This is a genomic window from Faecalibacterium prausnitzii (assembly GCF_003287405.1).
Taxonomy (GTDB): Bacteria; Bacillota; Clostridia; order Oscillospirales; family Ruminococcaceae; genus Faecalibacterium; species Faecalibacterium intestinale.
This window is the reverse complement of record NZ_PRLD01000014.1, coordinates 66949-73866: the sequence shown is the minus strand read 5'-3', so window position 1 is coordinate 73866 and position 6918 is coordinate 66949. Positions and strand designations below refer to the sequence as shown.

Below are 6918 nucleotides of genomic sequence, written 5' to 3'. Positions count from 1 at the left end.
TGCTTGATGGTTGCCATACAGTTCACCAACCGTTTCTTCGGCTTTCAGCCGAAAGTTCGTGAGTGCGGACAGTTCCTCCAGAATTTGCGCCCGGAGCTGCTCGGTGTCTTTGCCGCCGGAGTTGAAGTGCCGTGCAAGCTGGTTGAGGTTGCTTCCCACCTTGCTGCACTGAGCAGACAAGGCGGCAAGCGCCGCCAGTGCATCCTCGCCGCCCTGCGCCACCACAACGGTGTGCTTGACGTTCACGCCGTACAGGACGCGGCGGACGAGTTCGGATTGGGTGAGGTGGAGTTCTTTGCAGGCGTATGCGATCCGCAGTTTTTCTTCTGCGGTCACCCTGACTTTGATGATGTGTGTCTTTCGTTTTCGCGGCGTATCATTGCGGTTCTCTCGTGCGTGTGCGTTCGTACTTTTCATTTCAGCCATATTCGACCTCCTGTGAAAATGATAAATGCCCGCTCCGGGATGGAGAGGGCTATGTAATGCGACACGCCGCTTTTGCACCAGCGGTGCAACGCTGGAGCAGGGTTTGGGGAAGGCACTCCCCAACAAGACCGCGGTTGCGCAGCAACGAAAGCCCCAGTGGGGCTTTCGAGTGGCAGCACGGTTTGCGTAGCAAATGGAGGAGTCTCACTCCGACAAGTGCTAGACCATGTGACAGAACATTTTCAAGCATTGAAAATTTGTGGCCACAGGTCGATACTTGCTTTCGCCCTTTCCGAGCAACACTGAAAATTTCAGAAGTCGAACCGCAATGCACGTTGAAAATTTTGCAGAGCAAAACGTGTGAAAAGGCAAAGCCCCTGCTCATGGTCACCGTTCACACCGAACGCAGTTCCTGCCCCTGTTTATGCAGCGGCGTTGTCCGGCTCGCCCACAGAAAGTGTGAGGTCATGGCGCAGTATCTCGTTCAGACGGCTTATGTAAGATTCAAGGTTCAGTATGAAGAAAGCCGGGCGCAGTGCAGACACTACAGCCTGCTTCTTTCAAGCATCAGAATAACACTTTGAGGTTGTGCAGTCAACAACTAAAAACAAATTTTGGAAGATTGAACAACTACATAAGATTTTATTTGTGAAAAAGAAAAATACCGCCCATGCAGCGCAGCGATGGATTTTGTCGGGTGAAACGGCGGCAAAATAGATCGGGTGTGTTGCGGGGCGGTAAAAATCTTCATGGGGAATAAATCCTCGCCGTTCTGTACTTTTCTACAAAATTGGTGGGATTTGCGATAAAGGGTATCATGGATTGCGGAGCGCGTCAAGATGGTTTTGCAAATTTTATTGCAGTAAAGCAGTGATAGTAAGACTTATACAAATCAAAACACCGCCCGATTCTGGTGAAGGAGAACCAGAATTGAACGGTGCAAATGGAAGAAGGAGAAAAGCGTAGAAAATCAGACGATGCAATCTGGGAGCAGCGCATGGAGCTGTGTCAGCAGTTCTTCGCAGGAATCGGAATAAATCACAAGGGTAAGCGGATTGCTCAGGTCAAGACTGTAAATGCCAAGCAGGGATTTGGCATCAATGGTATATCGCCCGGAGACTAAGTCCATCTCATAGGGATATTTGGACAGCAAATCTACAAAGTCCTTGACCTGATCGACCTGCCGCATTCTGATCTGTAATTTTGTCATAGGGTATCCTTTCTTTTACATCAGTGGGATAGAGGCAATGCAGTTCTGAATTTCCACCATGGAGGGCATTGCAGGGATTGCGCCGCCCTTTGTCGTGGTCAGACTGCCCGCTGCATTGCCGAAGCGGACGATTTCTTCAAGCTCAAATGCAGGGAGGGTACGCAAATCCTCCGCAGCTTTTCTCCGCAGCTGGTAGTGAATTGCGCCCATGAAAGCATCGCCTGCACCCGTCGTGTCCACGGTAGGCACATCATAGGTGGGAAGATGCCCTGCGCCCACAGCGTTCCGGTAATAAGCACCCTTTGCACCCAGCGATACCAGCACAAGAGATGGCCCCATTTCGAGCAGGGCTTGTGAGCCGCGGGCAAGGTCGCTTTCGTTTGTGATAAGCTGCATTTCTTCCTCGGAAACTTTCAGAAGATCCGCCAGCTTGACACCTTCCTGCATCTGAACAACGGCATCTGCCGGGTGCTCCCATAGAAGCGGACGGTAATTGGGGTCAAAGCTGACCAGCTTGCCCTGCTGCCGTGCATACCGCGCAGCTTCCAACGTGGCGGTGCGGCTCGGGTCGGAGGTCAGAGAGACAGAGCCGAAATGGAAGATGGCAGCATCGTCAATCAGATTCCTGTTGACTTCTGCCGAAGTCAGCATCACATCGGCACCGGGGTTCCGGTAAAAGGTAAAGGAGCGGTCTCCCTTGCTGTCAAGCTGTACGAAGGCAAGGGTCGTGGGAATCTTTTCGTCAATCATCAGACCGGACACATCAATGCTGCTTTCCACAAGGGTCTGGCGGAGAAAATCGCCAAATCCGTCTTTGCCGACTTTTCCGATGAATGCTGTTTTGCCGCCCAGACGGGCATTCATGGCAAGGACATTGGCGGGTGCACCGCCGGGATTCCGGGCAAACAATTCGATGCCCTGTGCATTGGTTCCGTTCGGGGTAAAGTCGATCAGGCTTTCTCCCAAAGCTACAACATCAAACATGGTATCACCTCAACCTGTTTTTCTAGCGTTCAGTTCGGACATAATCTGGTTATACGAACGCTTACTGATTCGGTAGAAGAACAGGACAATCGCTGTTATCAGCCACAGCACACCGGGAAGCAGCGAGAATGCATAGTGCATCGCATTCTGCACGGCAGCATTCTGCACCTGATTGGGGGCAAAACTCAATGTACTCAGCACACCAGCCAGCGCAGAGGTGCCAATCGCCATGCCCAGCTTGTTCCCCAGTGAAACGAATGCGTACTGGAAACCATCGTTGCGGACACCGGTTTTCCACTCGCCATACTCCACGCAGTCGGGAACGATGGCGTAGATGGCGGTATTGAATCCGCAGAAGAAGAACTGGGACAGTGCAGCGAATGTATAGAACGGAATGGGAGAAGAAACTGCACTGAAGAAATAGAGCGCAATCAGGGAAACGCCGGTTCCGGCAGCGAAAAGGGAAGCGGTGTGCCCTTTGTTGCCCAGTTTTTCAAACACGAAGGGGAATGCCGCAGCACCCAGAATGGAGGGAACGATCAGGATCATCGAGTAGATGGTAAACAGATTCTCGTTGCCTTCCACATATTTGAAGTAATAGAGCAGGTCGGCATTGCGGCCATACAGCGTCACACCGAACAGGAACTGACCCGCCAGTGCAATCAGGTAGGGCTTGTTCTGAAGCGCTGCATCCAACTGCTTTTTCAGTGAGACTTTTTTCCGCTCCGGGGGCTGGACGACCTCTTTGGTTTTGGCAAAACAGAACCAGTGACAGAGGGTGAAGATACCGCCGTAAAGGACGGTCACCAGAAGATATCCCCGTGCTGCATTATCACCGCCAAAAGCAGAGATCAAAGGCAGGGTGATGATGTTGATGATATTGATGGCGATCATGGCACAGACGGAGCGAGAGGTGTTGATTTTCGCACGCTCCTCGATGTTCTGGGTCAGGGTGCCGCAGAGCGTACCATAAGGGATGTTCACGCAAGTATAGCCCAGAACCAGTACACAGTAAGTAATGTACATATACAGGCTCTTAGCACTGTCTGACCATGTGGGGTGCGCCCAGAACGTCAGCACGAGCACCACAGCAGTTGCCGGCGCGCCGAACAACAGCCATGGACGGTAGCGTCCCCAGCGGGAACGGGTACGGTCGCTCAGCGAACCGATCACGGGGTCATTGATGGCATCCCAGAAGCGGGAGACCAGCATCAGGAGGGACACTGCCGCCATGCTGATGCCGCAGACATCGGTGTAAAAAATCATCAAGAAGTTGCCAACGAACATCCAGCTGAAGTTGCAACCCACATCGCCCATGCCGTAAGCGATTTTACTGATCAGAGGGACTTTGATGTTCGTATCCTGCTGTTTCGGCTCTGCTGTGTAACTCATACGGCGCGCTCCTTTCTCCTCTTGACGCGATGCTTATAATTTCTGGCAGAACTCTATTCTCTCTTTATTCGGGCCTTCGACCATGAAAAAGCGAACACCGTTTTCCCAGAACGGCAGTGACTGGATGCTGGAATGCAGCAGGTGCATCCCTGCCTCTTTTGCCGCAGCAAAGGCGGCTTCGATATCGGTCGTTGCCAGAGCTACATGGTCGATTGCTCCGGCCTTTTCCGCCGCACGATGGTTTTCATAGGTTTCGATCATCAGATCGCCAAGCTGAAGAAACGCAACGCGCTCCCCGGCGGCTTTGTTCACCGTTTCCAGCGCAGAAACAAACCCCAGCTTCTTGTAAAATACAATGGTCTTGTCGAGATCATTTGTTGGGATGCCAATGTGCGCCACACCGGTCAGAACCTGCGGAAAGCTCATACCTTCGTTTCCTCCGCAATCTTCACCACTGCTTTGACGATGTTGGCCTTGTCCGAAATGCTCTTGTCCATGGCATTCTGGATGTCGTCAAAGTTAAAGATGTTGGTCACAATGCCCTTCAGATTGATTTTGCCGGAAGCAACGGCATCGATCGCCATGGGGTAAATGTGGCGATAACGGAACACGGTCTTGAAGGTCAGTTCCTTGTCCAGTGCAAGGCTCATAGGCAGGGTCATCTCGCCGGATTTGGAGTAACCAACCAGAACGATGTTTGCGCCCTTCTGCGCCATCTCAATGGCCTGGCGGGTAGTGATTTCTGTACCAGCAGTCTCGATAACGAGGTCGCAGCCCAGACCATCGGTCAGGTCGAGAATCGTCTGGACAGCATCCTTTTCGCGGCTGTTGATCACACCGTCTGCACCCAGTTCAAGAGCCTTATCCAGACGCTTCTGCATGATATCTACAACGTAAACACGGGAAACACCCTCGGCTTTCAGCGCCATCATGGAGACCAGACCAATGCAGCCTGCACCCATGACCACCGCAGTCTGACCGGCATGAGCACCGCCCTGATTGGCGGCGTGGAAACCAACGGCCAGAGGCTCGATCAGCGCACCTTCCATGGTGCTTACGTTGTCCGGTAGCTTGAAGCAGAGGTTTGCTTCATGTGCCACATACTCCTGAAAAACACCGTCTACCGGCGGGGTAGCGAAGAACACAACATCCGGGCAGAGGTTGTATTTGCCCTCACGGCAGAACTTGCAGTGACCGCAGGTCTTGCCCGGCTCCAGCGCAACGCGGTCGCCAACTTTCAGATGCTTGACAGCACTGCCAACTTCCACGACTGTGCCGCCCGGCTCGTGGCCCAGCACGAACGGTGGCTTGACCACATAATTGCCGATCGCACCCGTTTCATAGTAGTGCATATCGCTGCCGCAGATGCCAACGTATTCCAGCTTGACAAGAACTTCGTCCTCTTTGGGTGTGGGGATCGGGCGGGTGGTGTAGCCCATCTTGCCGATGCCGTTCATGACTGCAACTTTCATTGTGCCTTTCATAAGATGACCTCCGTTTTTATTTGTTTATTAACTTTTATAAAGTGTTTATGAATGTGACTACAAATTAACACACCGCACAACCAAAGTCAAGCCCTTTTTCGCGGATTCGGAGAACTGCACAAGGAAAAAGCGGCGGAATTGTGCAAAAAATCGAGGACGGCAGGTGCCGTCCTCGATGGGAAGGTTTATAGGTTCTGAATAAAGGCTTCGATATGGAGCAGAGCGGCTCCCAGCGCAGAGGCTTCCAGCCTATAGCGGCTGAACTTCAGGTAGGAACTGTCCGGCTCAAACGTATTACGCTCGACCAGCATTTCCCGGAGCGGTTCGCCAAACTCTGCCAGAAAGCCGCCAACGTAGCCGCCAACAATTACATCACAGTCGAAGGTCATGCGCAGATTATTGACTGCTACAGCAAGGTAAGAAAGGTATTCATTCCATGCCGTTTGCAAAGCTGCATTGCCGGAGCGCAACCCGTCAAAGAATAGTGCAAGATTTCCGTCGGTCAGCTGGGAGAGGACTTTTGCAGAGCAATAGGCATCCAGACAGCCCTTTTTTCCGCAGTAGCAGGGGCGGCCATCGGGAACGAGCGTGTTGTGCCCGAACTCTCCGGCACGAAGATGGTCGCCGCCATAGAGCGCTCCACCGGTCAGAATCGCACCGCCGACACTGTTGCTCAGAGAAAGGTAGACAAGGCTGCGGGGAGATTCGAGGTCGCGCACTTCAGCAAGTCCGGCAGCGTTCGCGTCGTTGATGAACCGGCAGGAGAACGGGATGTAACGGCTGAATTCTTCGGTAGGAACATTCCGCAGACCCAAGGCATGAGAGTAAACCAATGTCTGCCCCTCTTTGTCCAGAATACCGGGCAGCGAAATGCCGACGCCCAAGATTTTTTCGACCGGGCAGCCCTCTTTTTCAATCAGCCCCTGCACGATTCCGGCAAGCATTTCCGCATAGGTGTCCGACCGCTCATAAAGACGCTTTTTACGCTCATAGTGGAGAAGGTTACCGGACAGATCGACCAGAACTGCTCCGACATGATTCTGGGTGATCTCCAGTCCGACCGCAAGTCTGGCATTCCGCACGGGAGCAAATGCTCTCGCCTTGCGCCCACCGGTAGATTCAAAGGTGCCGACCTCCTGCACCAGTCCCATCGCTATCAGTTCTTTGACATTCTGCAATACGGTCGGCCAGCTGTTGTTGACTTTTGCCGCAAGCTCCGGCTGCGAGATTCGGTCGCAGGAAAAAATGCTGCGAATCGTTCGGATGCGGTTGATTTTTTTAACATCACGGTTATTTGCGCCGCTGCCGGTCATGGGCTCACTCACCTCCAAGAGCAGATTCAACATTTGAAAGAAGATTTATAAAGCTCTTTCTTATTATAGAGAATCTGGCGAGATTCTGCAAGGGAAACATTTACAAAAA

At 52.6% G+C, this 6918-nt stretch carries 7 protein-coding genes; all 7 read right to left on the bottom strand.

The window, feature by feature from the left end; genetic code table 11:
• The coding region (locus tag C4N24_RS12605; RefSeq protein ID WP_112091700.1) for a plasmid mobilization protein at positions 1–426 on the bottom strand (426 nt) is incomplete at its 3' end.
• 970 nt (positions 427–1396) lie between these two features.
• Positions 1397–1636, bottom strand: a complete 240-nt coding sequence (locus tag C4N24_RS12600) for an HPr family phosphocarrier protein (protein WP_015564590.1) — start codon at positions 1634–1636, stop codon at positions 1397–1399.
• A 15-nt stretch (positions 1637–1651) separates the two neighbouring features.
• On the bottom strand, positions 1652–2620 hold the full coding sequence (locus C4N24_RS12595; RefSeq protein WP_112091699.1) for a carbohydrate kinase family protein: 969 nt from the start codon (positions 2618–2620) through the stop codon (positions 1652–1654).
• Between the two features lie 9 nt (positions 2621–2629).
• Positions 2630–4012: an MFS transporter gene (locus C4N24_RS12590; RefSeq protein ID WP_112091698.1), complete on the bottom strand. Its 1383-nt coding sequence runs from the start codon at positions 4010–4012 to the stop codon at positions 2630–2632.
• A 33-nt stretch (positions 4013–4045) separates the two neighbouring features.
• The gene (locus tag C4N24_RS12585; protein WP_097791228.1) at positions 4046–4438 is read right to left on the bottom strand and encodes a VOC family protein; all 393 of its coding nucleotides are present in this window, start codon (positions 4436–4438) and stop codon (positions 4046–4048) included.
• Positions 4435–5496 carry an NAD(P)-dependent alcohol dehydrogenase gene (locus C4N24_RS12580; protein ID WP_112091697.1) on the bottom strand — a complete coding sequence of 354 codons (1062 nt, stop codon included), beginning with the start codon at positions 5494–5496 and terminating at the stop codon, positions 4435–4437. Before C4N24_RS12580 ends, C4N24_RS12585 begins: the two co-directional genes overlap by 4 nt.
• A gap of 185 nt (positions 5497–5681) precedes the next feature.
• The gene (locus C4N24_RS12575) at positions 5682–6809 is read right to left on the bottom strand and encodes an ROK family transcriptional regulator (protein ID WP_179859449.1); all 1128 of its coding nucleotides are present in this window, start codon (positions 6807–6809) and stop codon (positions 5682–5684) included.
• Positions 6810–6918: the final 109 nt, after the last annotated feature.